This is a genomic window from Streptococcus sp. Marseille-P7375 (genome assembly GCF_902460365.1).
GTDB classification, from domain to species: Bacteria; Bacillota; Bacilli; order Lactobacillales; family Streptococcaceae; genus Streptococcus; species Streptococcus cristatus_I.
Genome location: NZ_CABPTR010000001.1, coordinates 1,008,948 through 1,030,521, shown reverse-complemented (window position 1 = coordinate 1,030,521; position 21,574 = coordinate 1,008,948). Strand labels below are relative to the sequence as shown.

Annotated in this window: 18 protein-coding genes; 13 read left to right on the top strand and 5 right to left on the bottom strand. The window is 41.8% G+C overall.

The window, feature by feature from the left end; translation table 11 throughout:
- Positions 1-35: 35 nt before the first annotated feature.
- The 4 genes from argF (at position 36) to FZ954_RS05295 (ending at position 5,239) form a co-directional block, all read left to right on the top strand.
- Positions 36-1,052: an ornithine carbamoyltransferase gene (gene argF / locus FZ954_RS05310; protein ID WP_148877613.1), complete on the top strand. Its 1,017-nt coding sequence runs from the start codon at positions 36-38 to the stop codon at positions 1,050-1,052.
- A 158-nt stretch (positions 1,053-1,210) separates the two neighbouring features.
- A complete protein-coding gene (arcC, locus tag FZ954_RS05305) occupies positions 1,211-2,158 on the top strand; it encodes a carbamate kinase (RefSeq protein WP_045499180.1) in 948 nt (315 codons plus the stop codon).
- Positions 2,159-2,369: 211 nt separating this feature from the next.
- Positions 2,370-3,884 carry a YfcC family protein gene (locus FZ954_RS05300; protein WP_148877612.1) on the top strand — a complete coding sequence of 505 codons (1,515 nt, stop codon included), beginning with the start codon at positions 2,370-2,372 and terminating at the stop codon, positions 3,882-3,884.
- A 20-nt stretch (positions 3,885-3,904) separates the two neighbouring features.
- Positions 3,905-5,239 carry a dipeptidase gene (locus FZ954_RS05295; protein ID WP_148877611.1) on the top strand — a complete coding sequence of 445 codons (1,335 nt, stop codon included), beginning with the start codon at positions 3,905-3,907 and terminating at the stop codon, positions 5,237-5,239.
- Between the two features lie 90 nt (positions 5,240-5,329).
- Here the strand turns inward: FZ954_RS05295 and FZ954_RS05290 are convergent, their stop codons facing one another.
- Positions 5,330-5,800, bottom strand: a complete 471-nt coding sequence (locus FZ954_RS05290; protein ID WP_005590761.1) for an arginine repressor — start codon at positions 5,798-5,800, stop codon at positions 5,330-5,332.
- Positions 5,801-5,813: 13 nt separating this feature from the next.
- Positions 5,814-6,842: a tRNA preQ1(34) S-adenosylmethionine ribosyltransferase-isomerase QueA gene (gene queA / locus FZ954_RS05285; protein ID WP_148877610.1), complete on the bottom strand. Its 1,029-nt coding sequence runs from the start codon at positions 6,840-6,842 to the stop codon at positions 5,814-5,816.
- Between the two features lie 317 nt (positions 6,843-7,159).
- Here queA and nagB point away from each other — a divergent pair, with 317 nt between their 5' ends.
- The 9 genes from nagB to alaS all read left to right on the top strand — a co-directional run bounded on the left by nagB (position 7,160) and on the right by alaS (position 18,896).
- Positions 7,160-7,867 (top strand): glucosamine-6-phosphate deaminase, encoded by a 708-nt coding sequence (nagB, locus tag FZ954_RS05280; protein ID WP_148877609.1) that lies wholly within the window; start codon positions 7,160-7,162, stop codon positions 7,865-7,867.
- Between the two features lie 105 nt (positions 7,868-7,972).
- A complete protein-coding gene (locus tag FZ954_RS05275; RefSeq protein ID WP_148877608.1) occupies positions 7,973-9,316 on the top strand; it encodes a DUF1958 domain-containing protein in 1,344 nt (447 codons plus the stop codon).
- A 231-nt stretch (positions 9,317-9,547) separates the two neighbouring features.
- On the top strand, positions 9,548-10,714 hold the full coding sequence (locus tag FZ954_RS05270; RefSeq protein WP_187423331.1) for an MFS transporter: 1,167 nt from the start codon (positions 9,548-9,550) through the stop codon (positions 10,712-10,714).
- 158 nt (positions 10,715-10,872) lie between these two features.
- Complete coding sequence (locus tag FZ954_RS05265) at positions 10,873-11,832, top strand: competence protein CoiA (protein WP_148877606.1); 960 nt, start codon at positions 10,873-10,875, stop codon at positions 11,830-11,832.
- Between the two features lie 20 nt (positions 11,833-11,852).
- Positions 11,853-13,655 (top strand): oligoendopeptidase F, encoded by a 1,803-nt coding sequence (pepF, locus tag FZ954_RS05260; RefSeq protein WP_148877605.1) that lies wholly within the window; start codon positions 11,853-11,855, stop codon positions 13,653-13,655.
- A gap of 1 nt (position 13,656) precedes the next feature.
- Positions 13,657-14,340, top strand: a complete 684-nt coding sequence (locus FZ954_RS05255) for an O-methyltransferase (RefSeq protein WP_148877604.1) — start codon at positions 13,657-13,659, stop codon at positions 14,338-14,340.
- 110 nt (positions 14,341-14,450) lie between these two features.
- Complete coding sequence (gene prsA / locus FZ954_RS05250; RefSeq protein ID WP_005592327.1) at positions 14,451-15,527, top strand: peptidylprolyl isomerase PrsA; 1,077 nt, start codon at positions 14,451-14,453, stop codon at positions 15,525-15,527.
- A gap of 138 nt (positions 15,528-15,665) precedes the next feature.
- Complete coding sequence (locus FZ954_RS05245; RefSeq protein WP_187423325.1) at positions 15,666-16,244, top strand: LURP-one-related/scramblase family protein; 579 nt, start codon at positions 15,666-15,668, stop codon at positions 16,242-16,244.
- Positions 16,245-16,277: 33 nt separating this feature from the next.
- A complete protein-coding gene (gene alaS / locus FZ954_RS05240) occupies positions 16,278-18,896 on the top strand; it encodes an alanine--tRNA ligase (protein WP_148877602.1) in 2,619 nt (872 codons plus the stop codon).
- 332 nt (positions 18,897-19,228) lie between these two features.
- Here alaS and FZ954_RS05230 read toward each other — a convergent pair whose 3' ends face one another.
- From FZ954_RS05230 to FZ954_RS05220, 3 genes are read right to left on the bottom strand one after another with little or no spacing between them, the layout of a single operon-like run.
- Positions 19,229-19,696: a hypothetical protein gene (locus FZ954_RS05230; RefSeq protein WP_148877601.1), complete on the bottom strand. Its 468-nt coding sequence runs from the start codon at positions 19,694-19,696 to the stop codon at positions 19,229-19,231.
- Between the two features lie 2 nt (positions 19,697-19,698).
- Entirely contained in the window at positions 19,699-20,502 is an 804-nt protein-coding gene (locus FZ954_RS05225; RefSeq protein WP_148877600.1) for a hypothetical protein, read from the bottom strand.
- On the bottom strand, positions 20,480-21,469 hold the full coding sequence (locus tag FZ954_RS05220; protein WP_148877599.1) for a hypothetical protein: 990 nt from the start codon (positions 21,467-21,469) through the stop codon (positions 20,480-20,482). The genes FZ954_RS05225 and FZ954_RS05220 overlap by 23 nt, the downstream gene beginning before the upstream one ends.
- Between the last annotated feature and the right edge of the window lie 105 nt (positions 21,470-21,574).

The following is a 21,574-nucleotide window of genomic DNA, read 5'->3' as shown; positions in this document are numbered from 1 at the left end:
TAGAAATTTAATAACTAGAAAGAGGAAATAACAGAATGACACATTCAGTATTCCAAGGACGTAGCTTCCTTGCAGAAAAAGACTTTACTCGTGCAGAATTAGAATACCTAATCGGACTTTCAGCTCACTTGAAAGACTTGAAGAAACGCAATATTCAGCACCACTATCTTGCTGGTAAGAATATCGCCCTCTTGTTTGAAAAAACATCTACTCGTACGCGTGCGGCCTTTACTACAGCAGCTATCGACCTTGGTGCGCATCCAGAATACCTTGGTGCCAATGATATTCAGCTTGGTAAGAAAGAATCTACAGAAGATACTGCTAAAGTATTGGGACGTATGTTTGACGGGATTGAATTCCGTGGTTTCAGCCAACGCATGGTAGAAGAATTGGCAGAATTCTCAGGTGTTCCAGTATGGAATGGTTTGACTGATGAATGGCACCCAACTCAAATGCTTGCTGACTACTTGACAGTTCAAGAAAACTTTGGTCGTTTGGAAGGCTTGACATTGGTTTACTGTGGTGATGGACGTAACAACGTTGCTAATAGCTTGCTCGTAACAGGAGCTATCCTTGGCGTTAACGTTCACATCTTCTCACCAAAAGAACTCTTCCCAGAAAAAGAAATTGTTGAATTGGCAGAAGGCTTTGCTAAAGAAAGCGGCGTACACATCCTCATCACTGAAGATGCAGACGAAGCTGTTAAAGGTGCAGATGTACTTTACACAGACGTTTGGGTATCTATGGGTGAAGAAGATAAATTCGCAGAACGCGTTGCACTTTTGAAACCTTACCAAGTTAACATGGAATTGGTGAAGAAAGCTGACAATGAAGACTTGATCTTCTTGCACTGCTTGCCAGCATTCCACGATACGAATACTGTTTACGGTAAAGATGTTGCTGAAAAATTTGGCGTAGAAGAAATGGAAGTAACAGACGAAGTCTTCCGCAGCAAATACGCTCGCCACTTTGACCAAGCAGAAAACCGTATGCACACAATCAAAGCTGTTATGGCTGCTACACTCGGCAACCTTTACATTCCAAAAGTATAATTAATAAACCGTAATACCAACAGCTATGAGGGCTGCGACTAATAGCTTTAGTCCAGTCCTCTTTTATATGATGGAAATCTGTTATTTCTTATAAAAATTTGAAAAAATATTAAACCGAAATCTAAAGGCATTCAATTGAATGTGATAAAGGAGAATTTATGGCAAATCGTAAAATTGTGGTAGCTTTGGGAGGAAATGCGATTCTTTCTTCTGATCCATCAGCAAAAGCTCAACAAGAAGCTTTGGTGGAAACAGCTAAGCACCTTGTAAAATTGATCAAAAATGGGGATGATTTGATCATCACTCACGGTAATGGTCCTCAAGTTGGAAATCTCTTGCTCCAACATTTGGCTGCTGATTCTGAAAAGAACCCTGCTTTCCCACTCGATTCACTTGTTGCTATGACAGAAGGTAGCATCGGTTTCTGGCTGCAAAATGCCTTGCAAAATGCTCTTTTGGATGAAGGAATCGAAAAAGATGTTGCTTCAGTTGTGACACAAGTTGTTGTCGATAAAAATGACCCAGCTTTTGTTAACTTGAGCAAACCAATCGGTCCTTTCTATTCAGAAGAAGAAGCAAAAGCAGAAGCTGAAAAGAGCGGAGCGACTTTCAAAGAGGATGCTGGCCGCGGTTGGCGCAAGGTTGTTGCTTCACCAAAACCTGTTGATATCAAGGAAATCGAAACAATTCGTACCCTCTTGAATGCTGGTCAAGTGGTCGTTGCTGCTGGTGGTGGCGGAATTCCAGTCATCAAGGAAGACAACGGTCATTTGGCTGGTGTTGAAGCTGTTATTGATAAAGACTTTGCTTCTCAACGCTTGGCAGAATTAGTCGAAGCTGACCTTTTCATCGTCTTGACTGGTGTAGATTACGTCTTTGTCAACTACAATAAACCAGACCAAGAAAAGTTGGAACATGTGAATGTTGCTCAGCTGGAAGAATATATCAAACAAGACCAATTTGCCCCTGGCAGCATGCTTCCAAAAGTAGAAGCAGCTATCGCTTTTGTCAACGGTCGTCCAGAAGGAAAAGCAGTTATTACTTCCCTTGAAAATCTTGGCGCTTTGATCGAATCTGAAAGCGGAACAATCATTGAAAAAGAATAAGCTATTTTACTAGTAAATATATGTTATTTCTAACGTCTTTATATCAAGTTAGGAATATTTCTTGAAAATAAATGCGATATTTTCAAAAAATACTAGTTTTTTAGACCTTAATGTGGTAAAATAAATATAAATAGAAAGCGTTTTTCTTAAATATTTATTTAAGAAAGTGGTTGGTTTTTTGCACTTTGTTAGACATTAGGAGGAAAAACAAATGAGTGAAAAAGCTAAAAAAGGGTTTAAGATGCCTTCATCTTATACCGTCTTGTTGATAATCATTGCTATTATGGCAGTGTTGACTTGGATCATCCCTGCAGGTGCCTTTGTGGATGGTGTTTACAAATCCCAACCTCAAAATCCGCAAGGGATTTGGGATGTTCTCATGGCACCGATTCGGGCTATGCTAGGTACTCATCCAGAGGAAGGTTCGCTGATTAAGGAAACTAGTGCAGCGATCGATGTAGCCTTCTTCATCCTCATGGTTGGTGGTTTCCTTGGTGTTGTCAATGAAACTGGTATGCTAGACACTGGTATTGCTTCTATTGTGAAGAAGTACAAGGGCCGCGAAAAAATGTTGATTTTGGTTCTCATGCCTTTGTTCGCCCTCGGTGGTACAACTTATGGTATGGGTGAAGAAACTATGGCCTTCTATCCTCTTCTTGTGCCAGTTATGATGGCTGTTGGATTTGATAGCTTGACTGGGGTTGCCATTATCTTGCTCGGTTCACAAATAGGATGTTTGGCATCTACCTTGAACCCATTTGCGACAGGTATTGCTTCATCAACTGCAGGTGTAGGTCTTGGTGAAGGGATTATCCTTCGTTTGATTTTCTGGTTTGCTTTAACTGGTCTTAGCACTTGGTTCGTTTACAAGTATGCTGATAAGATCCAAAAAGATCCAACTAAGTCTCTTACTTATGCAACACGTGATGAAGATATGAAATTCTTCAATGTTGGAGAAGATGAAGAAAACGTTAATTCAACTCTTACTAAGAAACAAAAACATGTCTTTGTTCTCTTTGTACTGACCTTTGTCTTGATGGTCTTGAGTTTCATTCCATGGAGTGACTTAGGTATTACTCTCTTTGGAGACTTAAATACTTGGTTGACTGGTCTTCCAGTTATCGGTAAGATTGTTGGCTCATCTACAGCTGCTTTGGGTACTTGGTACTTCCCAGAAGGCGCAATGCTCTTTGCCTTCATGGGTATCCTTATTGGTGTTGTTTATGGTCTTAAAGAAGACAAGATTATCTCTGCTTTCATGAATGGTGCTGCTGATTTGCTCAGTGTTGCCTTGATCGTAGCGATTGCCCGTGGTATCCAAGTTATCATGAACGATGGTATGATTACCGATACTATCCTCAACTGGGGTAAAGAAGGCCTGAGCGGTCTGTCTTCACAAGTCTTTATCGTTTTGACTTATATCTTCTATCTGCCTATGTCATTCTTGATCCCATCTTCATCTGGTCTTGCCAGCGCGACTATGGGTATCATGGCTCCACTCGGAGAATTTGTCAATGTGCGTCCTAGCTTGATCATCACTGCTTACCAATCTGCTTCAGGTGTCTTGAACTTGATTGCACCAACATCTGGTATTGTGATGGGAGCTCTTGCGCTTGGACGTATCAACATCGGTACTTGGTGGAAATTTATGGGCAAACTTGTAGTTGCTATCATTGTAGTGACTATCGCCCTTCTTCTCCTTGGAACGTTCATTCCATTCCTATAAAGAGTGAGTGAGGTGATTCCATGAAAACATATATAACAAATCAAGTTAAAGATGAATTTCTTACATCATTAAAAACCTTGATCTCCTACCCTTCGGTTCTTAACGAGGGAGAAAATGGAACACCTTTTGGACAAGCAATTCAAGATGTCCTAGAAAAAACTTTAGAGATTTGTCGAAGTTTAGGTTTCACTACCTATCTTGACCCTAAAGGTTATTACGGATATGCAGAAATCGGTCAGGGAGCAGAGCTTCTGGCCGTTCTCTGTCATTTGGATGTTGTTCCATCAGGTGATGAGGCGGATTGGCGGACACCGCCATTCGAGGCATCTATCAAAGACGGCTGGATCTTCGGACGTGGTGTCCAAGATGATAAGGGACCATCTATGGCTGCTCTCTACGCGGTCAAGGCTCTGCTAGATAGCGGAGTAAAATTTAAAAAGCGGGTTCGTTTTATCTTTGGTACGGACGAAGAGACACTTTGGCGCTGTATGGGGCGGTATAATGAACTTGAAGAAACAGCGACGCTTGGCTTTGCACCAGATTCTTCCTTCCCTCTGACCTATGCTGAAAAAGGCCTCTTGCAAGTCAAGCTGCATGGTCCTGGTTCAGAACAGCTAGAGCTAGAAGCTGGAGAGGCCTTTAATGTTGTGCCTGGCAAGGCTAGCTATCAAGGAGAACTTTTGAAACAGGTCGTGGCAGGTTTGCAGGCAGCTTCTTTTGAATACGAGCAAAATGACCAACAAGTCACTGTTCTCGGTCTACCTAAGCATGCCAAGGATGCAGCTGAAGGTATCAATGCTATTGTTCGGCTAGCGACAGTTTTGCAGCCTTTACAAGCTCATCCTGCTCTGGCCTTTATTGCAGAAGCGGTGGGAGAAGATGCGACTGGTAGCCGTTTATTTGGTGACATTTCAGATGAACCCTCTGGTAGACTCTCCTTTAATATTGCAGGTCTGACGCTGAACTCAGAAAAGTCTGAAATCCGTATTGATATTCGGATTCCTGTCTTAGCGGATAAAGATCAGCTAGTAGCACAACTAGCGGAGATTGCTGGGCGCTACCAGCTGGACTATGAAGAGTTTGACTATTTGGCTCCGCTTTATATACCTAAGGACAGCGAACTGGTCAGTACCCTAATGGCTATCTATCAAGAAAAGACTGGCGATACTAGTCCAGCTATGTCCTCTGGTGGGGCTACCTTTGCTCGAACCATGCCAAACTGTGTAGCCTTTGGTGCTCTTTTCCCAGATGTAGAGCAGACGGAACATCAGGCCAATGAACGAGCGTCTTTGGAAGATCTCTATCGTGCGATGGATATCTATGCTGAGACTATTTTCCGCTTGGCAGGAGAGTAAAATTGCTAGGATAGATATCAGTGTTGCAGATTTTTCCAAGTAAAAACTGTGAATCAACACGAAAAAGAGTTGGATTTTCCAACTCTTTTGTCATTTACTAAAGAAAAATGGGGGTGCAAATTCTTTGAGTTTATCAAAGCATTCGATAGCAGCTTGATTATCTTCGCAGATGATCAGGCAGACATCGTCTCCGCAGACTGTAGCAACAATCTGGGGTAATTCCAGAGCGTCTAAAATGGCACCAAAAGATTGGGCTAGTCCGGGTAAGGTTTTCATGACGACTTGATGCTGAACGGGGCGGAGCATGACGAGGGCATCTTCCATATAGAAGCGCAGTCTTTTTTCCCAACGAGAAGGGGCGATGCTGTTAATGACATAGTAGGATTTGTCATTTTCGGTCACTTTGACTAGATTGAGAGTTTTCATGTCACGAGAAAGGGTAGACTGGGTGACAATGACACCATTTGCTTCCAATAGTTCTTGGAGTTCCTGCTGGGTATGGACTCTTTTTTCCATGATGAGGGAGCGGATGAGGCGATGCCTACTTTCGATTTTATTCATAGATTCACCTGTATTATTTGATAAACATAGCGTCGCCAAAGCTAAAGAAGCGATAGCGCTCAGCAATAGCGTGCTCATAGGCTTCAAGTGTCAGTTGGCGTCCAGCAAAAGCTGATACCAGCATGACAAGGGTTGATTTTGGCAAGTGGAAGTTGGTTGAAAAAGCATCAACAATCTTCCACTGATAGCCCGGTTTGATAAAGATATTGGTCCAGCCGGAGTCTGCTTGGATTTGACCCTCAAATTTGCTGCCGATTGTTTCCAGTGTTCGGATAGAAGTGGTACCGACAGCAACGATGCGGTGGCCGCTTGCCTTGACTTGGCGCAGGGTCTCAGCTGCTTCTTCAGACAAACTATAAAATTCGGAATGCATCTCATGCTCTTCCAGATTGTCAACTGATACGGGACGGAAGGTTCCGAGCCCGACATGCAGCGTCAGGTAGACGAGTTTAACGCCTTTTGCCGCAATTTTATCCAGCAATTCCTCCGTGAAATGAAGGCCAGCGGTTGGAGCAGCGGCGGAGCCGTTTTCTTTGGCATAGACTGTCTGGTAGCGTTCACGGTCTTCTAGCTTCTCGTGGATATAAGGCGGCAGGGGCATTTCACCCAAACTTTCTAGAACTTCTAGGAAAATACCCTGATAATCAAAGCGAACGATCCGTCCGCCGTGTTCTAGCTCTTCTGTAACAGTGGCAGTCAAACGACCATCACCGAAAGAAACACGCGTTCCGACTCTTAGACGCTTGGCGGGCTTGGCTAGAACTTCCCAGAAGTCTCCTTGGGTATTTTTCAAGAGCAGGAGCTCGACATGACCGCCGGTTTCAGGCTTGGTTCCATAAAGGCGAGCTGGCAGGACACGGGTGTTATTCATAACCAAGGCATCACCTGGCTCAAGTTGGTCAATAATATTGTCAAAATGTTGGTCACTAAACTGGCCAGTTTCCCGATCTACAATGAGTAGGCGAGAAGAGTCTCGCTTCTCCAGAGGGGTTTGAGCAATCAGTTCTTCCGGCAAGTGAAAATCAAAATCAGCAGTATTCATTCTATCTCCTTAAATAGTTCTCATGATCCAAATATAGTAGGCGGCAAGTAAAAAGGGAATACTGATAAAGAAAATTCCCAAGCATAAAAAAATTAGTTGCCAACCTAGATGTTTTTTTAAGAAAAGCCCAGTGGTAAAAAGGGCAATTCCGAGTAAAAAAATTATAATCATTGGTAATAGCATGCTTTTATTATACCATGATTTGACGCTAAGTCTCTTAGTAAAATTTGAAAAAATTAAGTAGAATCTACTTGACAAAAATTGGTCTATACCATATAATAAAATAAGGAATCAATCAAGAAAAATAGGAGAACAGAATGAAAGTTATTCGTGTTGAGAATCAAGTAGAAGGCGCAAAGGTAGCTTTAGAAATCTTGAAAGAAAAGTTGGCTCAGGGGGCTAAAACACTGGGCTTGGCAACAGGAAGTAGCCCGATTGAGTTTTACAAGCAAATCATTGCCAGTGACCTAGATTTGTCAGAGCTGACCAGTGTAAACTTGGATGAGTATGTGGGACTTTCAGAAGATAATCCCCAGTCCTATCGTTACTTTATGAATGAGCAGCTATTTAATAAAAAGCCTTTCAAAGAGAGCTTTTTGCCAAACGGTACAGCAGAAGATGTGGAAGCAGAAGTGAAACGCTACAATCAAGTCTTGGCTGATCATCCAGTGGATTTGCAAATTTTGGGAATTGGCACCAATGGCCATATTGGCTTTAATGAGCCAGGAACTAGTTTTGATAGTACTGTCCATATCGTCGATTTGGAGCAATCAACTATCCAAGCGAACGCTCGCTTCTTTGAGAAGATAGAGGACGTACCGACTCAAGCCATTTCAATGGGAATTCGGAATATCTTAGATGCAAAATCAATCATTCTATTTGCCTATGGCGCTTCTAAAGCTCAAGCCATCGCAGGAACAGTCCGAGGTGAGGTAACAGAAGCTGTGCCAGCTAGCGCCCTTCAAGGCCATGAAGATGTCGTGATTATTGCAGACAAAGAAGCTCTAAGTTTATTAGAAGCCTAACAATCTATTTCCTATCTAATTTTTAGATAGGATTTTTTATATTTATCAAAAACCTTGTTAAAAATATGGTATACTAATTAGGAATGATTTTTTTGGAGGATAAATGTGAAGAAGAAGTTTTTGGTGTTTGGATTGATTTTGTCTGCCTTTCTATCACCGCTTTCTGCTGCGGCAGATGAATTGGTAGATATGGCACGAAAAATGTATCCCAATGAAAATGTACAAGCAATCAATCGTCCTAAGTCATCTTTGATGATTGACGGAAATACGGGCGATATACTGTGGCAGGATAACATTGATGAGGTTCGCGATCCAGCTAGCATGAGTAAGATCATGACCTTGTACTTGGTTTTTGAAGCCATTAAAGAGGGAAAACTCAGTTTAGATACGGTGATTAAGGCGACGCCGCAAGATCAGGCGGTTGCGGGAATTTATGAAATTTCCAATAATAAAATCGTGGCTGGAGTCAATTATACTGTTTCTGAGCTGATTACCATGACAGTTGTACCCTCTTCTAACGCAACAACAGTGATGCTGGCAAATTACCTATCAGATAACGATCCCGATGCTTTCTTGGACAAGATGAACGCGAAAGCGCAGGAACTAGGCATGACCAATACCAAATGGTTTAATGCCAGTGGTGCAGCAGCAGTTTCTTTCAAGGGTTATTATACACCTCAGAGATATAACAATTATGTTAGCAACCAAACGACTGCGCGTGATTTAGGGATTTTAGCTTATAATTTTGTAAAAAACTATCCAGATATTTTAAACTATACCAATCAGGCCAAAGTGACCGTCAAGGCAGGCACGCCTTATGAAGAAACATTTGAGACTTATAATTACTCTCTGCCAGGTGCTCGCTATGCTTTAGAGGGAGTAGATGGTCTGAAGACAGGCTCAAGTCCGAACGGTGCCTTCAACTACATTGCAACTGTCAAGCGCGGAAACCAGCGCGTGATTGGCGTTATCATGGGCGTTGGCGACTGGTCTGACCAAGACGGTGAATATTACCGCCATCCATTTGGAAATGCCTTGATCGAAAAATCTTATGCTGACTATGAGTACAAGAAATTATTCTCTAAAGGGAAGCAAGAGATTGGTGGAAAAACTTATGATTTGCCAGAGGATTTTTATGCGACAGTCAAAAAAGGCGCGAAGGCAAAACCTGTAGTTGAGAATGGTGTCTTGAAGGCCGGAAATGATCTATACACACTCTCTCCAAAGATCTCTGATGAGATGAAAGTGGAGGAAGTAGATGCTTCTGTTACCCAGTCTGCCAAAGAAGAAGTCACTAAGAAAGAAAATAATAAAACTTGGTATAGTGACTTGCTGAGCAACCGCTGGTTAATTGCCTTGCCAATTGTCATTATTGTCCTGATTTTCTATATTGAGAATCGGAAATCGAGAAAAGCTAAAGCAAGGGCTAGAAAGCAAAGATTTAAATAAAGGCTTATGCTTATTTTGCAAGCTGAGATAGAGGCTGGGACAAAAGTCCTAGCCTCTCAATTGTCTTTGGATTGTCGAGCAAGACGCAGTGGTTGAGTGGACTCTACTACGCTGATTTCATCAGCTTTTACAGCCCTACTCAACTGTGCGGAGGTGGGACGACGAAATCGAATTCTAACGAATTACCGATTTCTGTCCCACTCTCTATTCTATTTTGGAGAGATTTTGATGATGGGAAAAAAGTTTTCTAATAGCTATTTGGCTTATTTTTTGATGTATAATTTTTATTTTCTGTCCAATTCATTGTTTTCGACCTTGATATCCGTTTATATGTTGGATAAGGGGTACACGGCTGGTCAAGTATCTATCGTCGTATCAGCTTCTTTCTTTTCTTCCATGCTGGCTCAGCCAATCATGGGGCTGTTAAATGATACTCTTGGCATCAAGAGGGTTTCGCTTATCAGTTTTTTCCTGATTATCCTGGGAGACATTTTTTTCATGGAGGCTGATAATCTATGGCTTTTAGTTATCTGGTATAGTTTTGTCTTGATGCTCATCAATGGGGTGGGTACCGTGATGGATGTACTAGCAACCCAAAGTCCTTATAAATATGGGAAAATCCGAATTTGGGGAACAATCGGTTATGCCGTCGGTTCACAGCTGGCAGGTTTGATTTATAAGAATATCTCTCCCCAGGCCATTTATTTGGTCTTTATTGGAACCATGCTGCTGAGTATTATAGGGGTTCTTGGTATGAATCCTAAGCGGGATAGGTTGGCTAAAAAGAGTGAAAAACGAGGCCATTCGCTCTTTTCAGCTATACTTAAAAACAGAACCTATCTTTTTTATCTTTTCCTTGTTGCCCTTTACTCTGGTGTGGGCAATACAGGGCATACCTATATTCCGTCCATGCTAGAATCCAGCGGTTTGAGTGTTGATTGGGCAACGACAGTTGTCGCAGTTTCTGTACTATGCGAGGCGCCCTTGATCTTTTATTCCTATCTTTTCATGGATAAGATAGCTGTCAAAAAGTTGCTCTATATTTGTTTAGGTATGATGCTCCTTCAGTACACAGTTTATGCTTTGAACTTTGGCTTGGATTCGAAAATTGCAGTTACCCTGCTTTCCAAGCATGCTTCTGGCATGGTACTGACTATGCTTAGTCTGCGCATCGTAGCAAATTTGGTAGATGAAAAATATTTGGTGACCGCTTTTGCGTTACTACAGACAGGGAGAAATCTAGGAACAATTTTCATTCAGAATATGTCAGGGTCTATCTTAGATGGTTTTGGCTATGGTAGTATGAATTTCATGCTGGCATCGATTATAGGTCTAGTGCTCTTGCTTGCTCTCTTTTTGAAAGTTCCTGAAAAAAAGAATCAGAATTTATTTGGATAAGAAAAAACGAGTTTGGAATTTTTTCAGCTCGTTTTTGTTTAGGGATATTACATAAGTGAGAGAATAAATAATACTTCGTTTTATTTCACAAGCCCTCTCTTTGGTGTTTTAATTACGAATAAAGATATAAAAGACATTGTTTTGAAAGGGAAATACTCATGTTGCTTGCGAAAAATAAAGAGGGGATTTTGCTGAATGCGATGGAAAATCAGCCTTCTCTAGGCGAACAAACCTTTTGTCCGGCCTGTTCGGGAGCGGTCCGCTTCAAAAAAGGAAGGGTCATGCGACCGCATTTTGCGCATATTTCTCTTGAAAATTGTTCATTTTATACGGAAAATGAAAGTGTGGAGCATTTGAACTTGAAAGCTGGACTTTATAGCTGGGGGAAGCAAAGCCAAGAGGTGCAGGTGGAGGCCTTTTTGCCTGAGATAAGGCAGATTGCCGACCTTTTGATAGATGACCGTATAGCGCTGGAGGTTCAATGCAGTCCACTCAGTCAGGAAAGACTTGAGGAACGGACGCTGTCTTATCGACAGCATGGCTATCAAGTTCTCTGGCTTTTGGGCAAGAAATTATGGTTAAAACAGTCGCTGACGAGACTGCAAAAGGACTTTCTTTATTTTAGTCAAAATATGGGCTTTCATCTTTGGGAATTGGATGAGAAAAAGCAGGAGATTCGGCTTAAATATCTCATTCACGAGGACTTGCATGGGCGTGCTCAGTACAAAGTCAAATCCTTTCCTTTTGGCCAAGGCTGCCTGTTATCCGTCTTGCGCAGCCCCTTTCAAAAGCAGGGGTTGGAGAGTTATCTGGCTAGGCAGGATCCTGAAATCTGTCGCTATGTTCGACAGCAGCTTTATTACCAGCAGCCTCGTTGGATGAAGCTCCAAGCTCAGCTCTATCAGAAAGGAGACAATCTTTTAACCAAGTCGGCTGAGGATTTCTATCCGCAAGTTCGGCCTGTCCAAGCTAGCTCCTTTTGTCAAATAACAAGAGACTTGGCGCCCTATTACCAGCACTTTCATCGCTATTATCAGGCTGAAAAAAATAAGCAGCTTCAAATTATCTATCCACCAGTATTTTATGCGAGGATTTCCCCCACTTTTATGATAAAATAGAAAAGATGGAGGAAATTTCTATGGCAAAACAAAGAAATGAAATTGAAGAAAAATATACTTGGGATTTGACTACTATTTTCCCGACTGATGAAGCCTTTGAAGCAGAGTTAGCGCAGGTTTCAGAAGAAGTGAAGAAAGCAGCTAGTCTGGCTGGGCATTTGCTGGATTCAGCGGACAGTCTTTTGACAACGACAGAAATCCAGTTGGACTTGATGCGCCGGATTGAAAAGCTTTATTCTTATGCTCACATGAAGAATGACCAGGATACTCGTGTGGCCAAGTATCAAGAATATCAGGCTAAAGGTATGACTCTTTATAGCGAATTTGGTCAAAGTTTTGCCTTCTATGAGCCTGAATTTATGGCGATTACAGAAGAGCAGTACCAAGCTTTCTTGGCTGAGCAGCCAGGTTTGCAGCTGTATCAGCATTATTTTGATAAGCTTTTGAAAAAGAAAGCCCACATCCTAACCCAGCGCGAAGAGGAGCTATTGGCTGGTGCTGGTGAAATCTTCGGTGCAGCGGGCGAAACTTTTGCTATCTTAGATAATGCAGATATTGTCTTTCCTATGGTGCATGACGAAGATGGAAATGAAGTTCAGCTTAGTCACGGCAACTATATCACCTTAGTCGAGTCTAAGAACCGAGAGGTCCGTAAGGAAGCTTATGAGGCTCTTTACAGCGTCTACGAGCAGTACCAGCATACCTATGCTAAGACTCTGCAGACCAATGTTAAAGTTCACAATTACAATGCGAAAGTCCGCAAGTTTTCATCGGCTCGTGAAGCGGCCTTGTCAGCTGACTTTATTCCAGAAAGTGTTTATGACAGCCTAGTTTCAGCTGTCAATAAGCATTTGCCTCTTTTGCAGCGTTATATCGCTTTACGAGCGAAGATTCTAGGCATTTCTGATTTGAAGATGTATGATATGTACACACCTTTGTCAGAGACAGACTACAAGTTTACTTATGAGGAAGCCTTGGCTAAGTCTGAGGAAGTTCTGGCTATTCTGGGTGAGGATTATTTGAGCCGAGTGAAGACAGCTTTTTCAGAGCGCTGGATTGATGTTCATGAAAATCAAGGCAAGCGCTCAGGAGCATACTCAGGCGGTTCTTATGATACCAATGCCTTTATGTTGCTCAACTGGCAGGACACGCTGGATAATCTCTTTACCTTGGTGCATGAGACAGGCCACAGTATGCACTCCAGCTATACTCGTGAGACCCAGCCTTATGTCTATGGAGACTACTCTATCTTCCTAGCTGAGATTGCTTCAACGACTAATGAAAATATCCTGACAGAGAAGCTCTTGGAGGAAGTAGAGGACGATGCTACCCGCTTTGCTATTCTCAATCACTTCTTAGATGGCTTCCGAGGAACCGTCTTCCGTCAAACCCAGTTTGCTGAGTTTGAGCATGCTATCCACAAGGCTGACCAAGAAGGTCAAGTTTTGACCAGCGAGTTTCTCAATGAGCTCTACGCTGACTTGAACGAGAAATACTATGGACTGAAAAAAGAAGATAATCCACAGATTCAGTACGAGTGGGCTCGGATTCCGCATTTCTACTATGATTACTATGTTTTCCAATACTCTACAGGATTTGCAGCCGCTTCTGCCTTGGCTGAAAAGATTGTCCATGGCAGTCAGGAAGACAAGGACAAGTATCTGGACTATCTCAAAGCCGGGAACTCTGACTATCCACTCAATGTCATTAAAAAAGCAGGTGTGGATATGGAAAAAGAAGACTACCTAAATGCTGCTTTTGCTGTCTTTGAGCGTCGCTTGGACGAATTCGAAGCCTTGGTCGAGAAGTTGGGACTGGCGTAAGATGGTCGAGACTTATAATCAAAACTCTAATCCCAATATGCGCCGGCCAGTGGTCAAGGAAGAGATTGTAGACTTTATGAGACAGCGACTCCAGCCAGTTTCTGGTGGACTCAAGGAGCTGGAGGATTTTGCCAGAGCTGAAAATGTGCCCGTGATTCCCCATGAGACAGTGGCTTATTTCCGCCTGCTACTCGAAAGCCTCCAGCCTGAGAAGATTTTAGAAATCGGGACGGCTATCGGTTTTTCGGCCCTTTTGATGGCGGAACATGCGCCTCAGGCTCAGATTACGACTATTGACCGCAATCCAGAGATGATTGAGCTGGCTAAGGCTAATTTTGCTAAGTATGACAGCCGTCAGCAGATCACCCTGCTGGAAGGCGATGCAATGGACCTGCTTGAGACACTGGAGGATTCCTACGACCTTGTCTTTATGGACTCTGCCAAGTCCAAGTATGTGGTCTTTCTGCCTCAGGTTCTCAAGCGCCTCAATCCTGGTGGTCTGGTCCTCATTGATGATGTCTTCCAAGGCGGTGATGTTGCCAAGCCTTTTGAGGACATTAAGCGCGGTCAACGGGCTATTTACCGAGGTTTGCACAGCCTATTTGACGCAACTTTGGATAGTCCAGATTTGACTGCGAGCTTGCTTCCTTTAGGAGATGGGCTGCTTATGATTAGAAAAAAATGACATCTTTGATTTTTTCTTAATTTCCAAAAATTTTTAGGAAAAATTAAGATATCAAGTTGGATTTGTGGTACAATAGACAAAGTGAATTTATTGAAGGAGTAGATAAAATAATGAAGAAAAAAATCCTTACAGGAGCAGTAACTCTCTTTTCTGTAGTGGCTTTAGCAGCATGTTCACAAACAGCAAAAGATAAAGATATTGTGACAATGAAAGGTGAAACAATCACAGTAAGTGAATTTTACGATCAAGTAAAAAATAATGGATCCTCTCAACAAGTCTTGCTTCAAATGGCCATTAAGCAGGTTTTTGAAGAAAAGTATGGCAAAAAAGTAACGGATAAAGAGGTTGAAGAAGCCTTTGAAAAAATGAAATCCGCTTATGGTTCTGCCTTCCAAAATGTTCTTGCTCAAAGCGGAATGACAGAAGATGCATACAGAGACCAGATCCGCGCAAATAAATTGGTTGAATACGCTGTTAAGAAAGCAGCTGAAAAAGAGTTGACAGATGACAACTACAAGGCTTTCTTTGAAACTTACACACCAGAGGTAACGGCTCAAATTATCAAGGTAGATAGTGAAGAAAAGGCTAAGGAAGTGCTTGAAAAAGCTAAGGCTGAGGGAGCAGACTTTGGTCAGTTAGCCAAGGAAAACTCAACCGACAAGGACACCAAAGATAAGGGCGGCGAGGTGAAATTTGATTCAACCTCAACAACAGTTGCGGATGCTGTTAAAAAAGCTACTTTTGCTTTGGAAGAAAATGGCGTTTCTGATGTAATCACTGTACGAGGTAAGCAGAATTATTCAGCAAGTTACTACATTGTTAAATTGGTGAAGAAAACTCAAAAATCTGCAAAATGGACAGATTACAAGAAGCAACTAAAAGAAGGAATCCTGACTCAAAAACAAAACGATGCAAGCTTTATTCGTTCCGTTATTTCTAAAGAATTGAAGGAAGCGAATCTGAAAGTGAAGGATCCAGCTTTCCAAAATGTCTTTGCCCAATATGTAGAAGGGGATACTTCTAGCTCATCGTCTAAAGAAGAAAGCAAGTCACAGTCTTCTAGTTCAGAAGAAAAGAAATCACAGTCTTCTAGCTCAGAAGAAGCAAAATCTGGGGCTTCAAGCTCAGAAGAAAGCAAGTCAGAAGCTGCTCATACTGAAGAAAACCCAGCTCCTGCAGCAGAATAAGCTTGACGAAAAGCCAAGAAGTCAGTATAATAAAATTATTGAGAATTGATTTTCTAGATCTCAGCTCAGAGAATTGGCGGTGCTGCGAGCCATGTGAGAGGAAAATTCATGCTACTCATGTTTCAAACTAAATAGTTAATGAGAATGACAAGTTCATTGAATGAAGGTGGTACCGCGGTTTTTCGCCCTTCAGACAAAGAGCTTGTCTTTTATCTTGACTCTGGAGGTAAAGCGATGAAAACCTATCTTGTCAAACAAAAATTGCGCCTAGGTGGCGAACGCTTTGATATCAAGGATGATCGAGGTAACGTAGATTACCAAGTAGAAGGATCATTTTTCCAGATTCCTAAGAGTTTCACCATCTATGATGCCCAAGGACAGACAGTTAGCCAGATCAGCAAAATCTTTCTAACATTTTTGCCTCGGTTTGAAATCAAGCTCAGTGACGGGACAAGCTTTTATATTCGCAAGAAACTGACTTTTTTCCGTGATAAGTATGAGTTTGATGATTTAGGCCTTCGTATTGAGGGCAATATCTGGGATTTGAACTTTAAATTACTAGATGATCGCGATCAAGTCGTGGCAGAGATTACCAAGGAACTTTTCCATCTGACCTCCACTTATCAGGTGAGTGTCTATGATGAGGCTTACTCAGATTTGGTCATTTCCCTCTGCGTCGCCATTGACTATGTGGAGATGCTGGAAAGTTCATCATAAAAAACATTAAAAAGATTGAAGGAGAAAAATAAAATGAAACAAATGTCAAGTGCTCAAATTCGCCAAATGTGGCTGGATTTCTGGGCAAGCAAAGGCCACTCTGTAGAACCATCAGTCAGTCTGGTGCCAGTTAACGACCCGACTCTTTTATGGATCAACTCAGGGGTAGCAACTCTTAAGAAATATTTTGATGGGACCATTATTCCTGAAAATCCACGCATTACCAATGCGCAAAAAGCGATTCGTACAAACGACATTGAAAACGTAGGGAAGACTGCGCGCCACCATACTATGTTTGAAATGTTGGGGAACTTCTCTATCGGGGATTACTTCCGTGATGAAGCTATTACTTGGGCTTATGAACTCTTGACAAGCCCTGAGTGGTTTGACTTCCCAGCTGAAAAACTCTATATGACCTACTATCCAGACGATAAAGATTCTTACAACCGCTGGATTGAAGTGGGAGTGGATCCTAGCCACTTGATTCCAATCGAGGACAACTTCTGGGAAATCGGTGCGGGACCTTCTGGACCTGATACAGAGATTTTCTTTGACCGTGGAGAAGCCTTTGACCCAGAAAATATCGGTATTCGCCTGCTTGCAGAAGATATCGAAAACGACCGTTACATCGAAATCTGGAATATCGTTTTGTCACAATTTAACGCGGACCCTGCTGTACCTCGTAGCGAGTACAAGGAATTGCCACACAAGAACATTGATACGGGCGCTGGTTTGGAACGTTTGGTGGCAGTTATCCAAGGGGCTAAGACAAACTTTGAAACAGACCTCTTCATGCCAATCATTCGTGAAGTTGAGAAATTGTCTGGTAAGGTCTATGACCAAGATGGCGACAATATGAGCTTTAAGGTTATCGCTGACCACATCCGTTCTCTTTCATTTGCCATCGGTGATGGTGCCCTTCCAGGAAACGAAGGTCGTGGTTATGTCCTTCGTCGTCTTCTCCGTCGTGCTTCTATGCACGGTCAAAAATTGGGTATCAATGAGCCTTTCCTTTACAAACTCGTTCCAACTGTTGGAAAAATCATGGAAAGCTACTACCCAGAAGTACTTGAAAAACGTGATTTTATCGAGAAAATCGTCAAGAGCGAGGAAGAGTCATTTGCTCGTACCCTTCACTCAGGTCAACACTTTGCCCAAGGCATCGTAGCAGACTTGAAAGAAAAAGGTCAATCTGTCATCGCTGGTTCAGATGTCTTCAAACTCTATGATACATACGGATTCCCAGTTGAATTGACAGAAGAAATCGCTGAAGAAGCTGGTATGACTGTAGACCGTGAAGGTTTTGAAGCAGCCATGAAAGAGCAGCAAGAACGCGCGCGTGCGTCAGCTGTTAAGGGTGGCTCAATGGGTATGCAAAATGAAACCCTTCAAAACATCACAGTGGAAAGTCACTTTAACTACAATGCTAGCCAATTGCCCTCTAAGTTGGTGGCTATTGTAGCTGACAATGCTGAAGTTGAAGCTGTTTCAGAAGGAACTGCCTCTCTCATCTTTGCAGAGACTCCATTCTACGCTGAAATGGGTGGACAAGTAGCTGACCACGGTCAAATCTTGGATGCTGCAGGAAACGTCGTGGCTACTGTAACAGATGTTCAAAAAGCACCAAACGGACAACCATTGCATACAGTGGAAGTTCATGCTCCGCTTGCTTTGAACCAAGAATATACCTTGGCAATCGATACCAATCGTCGTCACCGTGTCATGAAAAACCACACAGCAACTCACTTGCTCCATGCGGCTCTTCACAATATCCTTGGTCACCATGCGACACAGGCAGGATCTCTGAACGAAGTCGAATTCCTTCGCTTTGACTTCACGCATTTCCAAGCCGTAACTCCCGAAGAATTGCGCGCCATTGAACAACAAGTCAATGAGAAAATCTGGGAAGCAATTGCAGTAGAAACTGTTGAGACAGATATTGACACGGCTAAAGAAATGGGCGCTATGGCCCTCTTCGGCGAGAAATACGGTAAGGAAGTCCGAGTTGTAACCATCGGTGACTACTCTGTCGAACTTTGTGGTGGTACCCACGTTGGCAACACTTCTGAGATTGGTATCTTCAAGATTGTCAAAGAAGAAGGAATCGGATCAGGAACTCGCCGTATCTTGGCAGTGACTGGTAAGGAAGCCTTTGAAGCTTATCGTGAACAAGAAGATGCTCTGAAAGCAGTCGCAGCAACCTTAAAAGCACCTCAACTCAAGGAAGTACCTCATAAGGTTGAAGGCCTTCAAGAACAACTCCGTCAATTGCAAAAAGAAAATGCAGAATTAAAGGAAAAAGCCGCAGCGGCGGCAGCAGGTGATGTCTTCAAGGATGTGAAAGAAGTCAACGGCCACCGTTACATCGCTAGTCAAGTTTCTGTATCAGATGCAGGTGCCCTTCGTACCTTTGCGGATAACTGGAAACAAAAAGACTACTCTGATGTGCTTGTCCTAGTTGCAGCTATCGGTGACAAGGTCAATGTGCTTGTTGCAAGCAAGTCAAAAGATGTGCATGCAGGAAACCTTGTCAAAGAATTGGCACCAATCGTCGATGGACGTGGTGGTGGTAAACCAGACATGGCCATGGCAGGAGGAAGCAACCAAGCCAAGATCCAAGAACTCTTGGATGCAGTAGCTGGTAAATTGTAATCAAGTAAAGATCTATCCACTTGGGTAGATCTTTTTGCATACTCAAAAAGCTAAATCCGACTGGATTTAGCTTGATTGTAACAGCTAAAAAAGAAAGTAAAATTTACTATACGTCTGAATACAAGTTATAGCTCGTAAGGAAATTTAAAAGAGAGTGGGACAGAAATCGGTAATTCGTTAGAATTCGATTTCGTCGTCCCACCTCCGCACAGTTGAGTAGGGCTGTAAAAGCTGATGAAATCAGCGTAATAGAGCCCACTCAACCACTGCGTCTTGCTCGATAATCCAAAGACAATTGAGAGGCTAGGATTTCTGTCCCACTCTCTTGCTATCTAGTCCACTGTTTTACTTTTAATTCTAGCTCTCAGAAAGCGCAAATCATTAAAAATATAAATTAGAAAAATGATTTGACAAGAGTAAACGCCCCAATCTAACCTATAAATATCTATTTGAATAGTGATGGAAAACAGGGCATACATCATTAAGATAAAACTAGCTATGAAAAGTAGGAAGGATTGTAGGCTTGCTATAAAAGGATAGCCTCTCTTTTTCAAAATGGATTTGAATAAAAGAGCTAGGGCAGGTAAAATGGGAAATAAGGTAAAACAAGTCAAAAAATAGGGACCAGTTAAACTTCTAAAATATTTTCCCCAAAAGATAGAATCCTTGTTTTGAAAAATATAAATTGGATGTGATCCATCGTTTAAAAAGGGTAGGCCAAGGATGACCAGATAAAATACAATCAATAATCCAATTTGCCAAGAGAAACCTGCTTTCCTTCTCTCTTTATTGTCTGACATGTCTATCTCCCTTCTATGATTTTTCCTTGCTTAACCTCAACATAATCACCGTTAGTTTCATCAATAGTCCCCAAGACATAGGTTCCATCAGGTAAGCTTAATTGTTCTAGTAACTGTTGGATTTGGTCTCTTAGATAAAAATGTTCCTTGTATCTTTCTTCTGGCAAGATAATTTGAACATAAACTGCGCTATGTGATAAGGCATCATTTAAAGGTAAATCGTAGAATTCTTCAAGAATAGAATGTTTATTCCAAACGGCCTCTCTCATACGATCGCTATACCAATCTATACCTATAGTAAACCTATTTTTGTCAGATAGAATGCTTCTCAGCTTAACAGTTCCCCCTTTTAGGTGTGAAGCCTGATTTAGCTTACCCGTTAAGGATTGTTCCAATTTAGTTCGCTCAGGGTTAATTTCTAAAGCTTTTTCAAGAATTGGCGCATATACTCTGATAGATTCATCATAAGTCACCCCTAACTCAGATATAGGGTCCTTCCATACATCCATCCTGTCGAAATAAGGCATGACTAATTGTTTGAAGCGGACCGATTTTTTTACAGGAACAGAGATGGTTTTGTCCTTAATTTTTTCAGTATAGTTATAATTGACATCTATGCCCCAATTTTCTTCAGCCCAGGAAAAGCCAGTCATCTTAACATCTCCAAGAAAATTACGATTGGCGTAAAAGCCTTTGAGATGAGCTTCTAGATTCTGGTAGAAAAACAAAGACGAGACCACTAGAAAGCATACAAGCACCATGAAACTTTTTATCTTGTCCGTATCAATCTTTAAATTCTTTTTCAATGGCTTCCTCCTTAATGACTTGCTTAAACTCCTCTTCCGTACGGATTATTTCTGCTTTGCCACTCTTTGTATACTCCCTGCCAATACTCCAGTAAAATGAGTCGGCATCGGGGAAGAACATTTTTGTTAGGGTGATGCTATCGTTGAGGGGCATGTTTTCTTTTAAAACTACTATATAGCCGTATTTTTTCAATATTGAAAGGAGTAGGCTATCCTCTGGTTTGCGATCACTATCATCAGCATCACTATCCGTTAAACGTGATTGGTAATCGTTCTTTTTGTAACTAAACAAAGTAGGCCAATCCGTAGTTACATTTTCGCTATCATCCTTATATGCCTCTGTAATAAATGATGGACTTGAAAGTACCCGGTAGATCCCTCCATATCCGAAATGAATCGCCTCTTTAGGTCGTTTCTTTGTTGCTTTTTTAGTGGTTAGGTTTACATAGATTTCATCATTGTCTTTTATCTGGATTTTTACATATTCATCTTTTCCATCAGAATACATAAGATTATCCATCTCGCCTTCTATGGTGACATAACCCATATCTTGAACGAGTTTTAAGACATCAATGGTTTGGCCATCCCCTTGCTCCTGACCCAGTAGTTTATAATAACGAATTCGGAAGTATTCTTCCTTGTCCTTTTCTTTCAGTGTTCCTACATACTGCTTGGAATCCTGAAATGCTAAAAATTTCCGTCCGACAGCAAAATCATAGGAACTCCACTCGTCGCTCTCTTTAAAAGAAAGAGCCATCATAGGGAATTCTGGTGAGGTCTCGGCAATAGCTATATAATCAGTTAAACGCTGATTCTTTCCTTTATAGACATAATTTCGTTCTTTGACCACATAAGCAGCTTCTTTTGTGAAAAAGAAAGAACAAGCACCAGCGATCACAAAAATGACCAGTGCCGCTAAAGCATAAATCTGCCACATTTGCCAAGAGAAATTCTCTAGCTTCTTCATCCTATTCTCCTTTTAGATAGATTATGGACTATTATATCATTTTTTGTAAACTTCCTGCCATAAGCAAAAGAAAAGTATGATAAAATGGTATTATTATAGTTTTAT

Coding starts and splice junctions, on each gene's coding strand:
- FZ954_RS05230 (WP_148877601.1), bottom strand. CDS start 19,696: ATGTCAGACAATAAAGAGAGAAGGAAAGCAGGTTTCTCTTGGCAAATT.
- arcC (WP_045499180.1), top strand. CDS start 1,211: ATGGCAAATCGTAAAATTGTGGTAGCTTTGGGAGGAAATGCGATTCTT.
- FZ954_RS05290 (WP_005590761.1), bottom strand. CDS start 5,800: ATGAATAAAATCGAAAGTAGGCATCGCCTCATCCGCTCCCTCATCATG.
- argF (WP_148877613.1), top strand. CDS start 36: ATGACACATTCAGTATTCCAAGGACGTAGCTTCCTTGCAGAAAAAGAC.
- pepF (WP_148877605.1), top strand. CDS start 11,853: ATGGCAAAACAAAGAAATGAAATTGAAGAAAAATATACTTGGGATTTG.
- FZ954_RS05300 (WP_148877612.1), top strand. CDS start 2,370: ATGAGTGAAAAAGCTAAAAAAGGGTTTAAGATGCCTTCATCTTATACC.
- nagB (WP_148877609.1), top strand. CDS start 7,160: ATGAAAGTTATTCGTGTTGAGAATCAAGTAGAAGGCGCAAAGGTAGCT.
- queA (WP_148877610.1), bottom strand. CDS start 6,842: ATGAATACTGCTGATTTTGATTTTCACTTGCCGGAAGAACTGATTGCT.
- FZ954_RS05220 (WP_148877599.1), bottom strand. CDS start 21,469: ATGAAGAAGCTAGAGAATTTCTCTTGGCAAATGTGGCAGATTTATGCT.
- FZ954_RS05255 (WP_148877604.1), top strand. CDS start 13,657: ATGGTCGAGACTTATAATCAAAACTCTAATCCCAATATGCGCCGGCCA.
- FZ954_RS05270 (WP_187423331.1), top strand. CDS start 9,548: ATGGGAAAAAAGTTTTCTAATAGCTATTTGGCTTATTTTTTGATGTAT.
- FZ954_RS05265 (WP_148877606.1), top strand. CDS start 10,873: ATGTTGCTTGCGAAAAATAAAGAGGGGATTTTGCTGAATGCGATGGAA.
- prsA (WP_005592327.1), top strand. CDS start 14,451: ATGAAGAAAAAAATCCTTACAGGAGCAGTAACTCTCTTTTCTGTAGTG.
- FZ954_RS05245 (WP_187423325.1), top strand. CDS start 15,666: ATGAGAATGACAAGTTCATTGAATGAAGGTGGTACCGCGGTTTTTCGC.
- FZ954_RS05295 (WP_148877611.1), top strand. CDS start 3,905: ATGAAAACATATATAACAAATCAAGTTAAAGATGAATTTCTTACATCA.
- alaS (WP_148877602.1), top strand. CDS start 16,278: ATGAAACAAATGTCAAGTGCTCAAATTCGCCAAATGTGGCTGGATTTC.